The organism is Streptococcus sp. KR, from assembly GCF_002238115.1.
GTDB lineage: Bacteria > Bacillota > Bacilli > Lactobacillales > Streptococcaceae > Streptococcus.
This window is the reverse complement of record NZ_NGVM01000354.1, coordinates 1-222: the sequence shown is the minus strand read 5'-3', so window position 1 is coordinate 222 and position 222 is coordinate 1. Positions and strand designations below refer to the sequence as shown.

Sequence of the window (222 nt, the reverse complement as noted above, 5' to 3'; positions counted from 1 at the left end):
AAATTTATAGTAATCACCATTCTCGATATCAAGGCCAGCTTTTTCTTTGATGGTATCAATGTCCCATTCATATTCGATTTCAATATTTTTATGAATTTGTAGCACCTCAGGGAGTTCCAATATATCATCAAGAACCGGAGGCACATCTTTGGACTTTGTTTCGCCGTCTTTATCCGTATAAGTAAATTTAATTGATTTAAAAAATTGTGGTGTATCTGCGCC

At 34.7% G+C, this 222-nt stretch carries 1 protein-coding gene; it reads right to left on the bottom strand.

The window, feature by feature from the left end; translation table 11 throughout:
- Positions 1 to 222: hypothetical protein (locus CBI42_RS12970; protein ID WP_179211453.1), on the bottom strand; the 222-nt coding region annotated here is incomplete at both ends.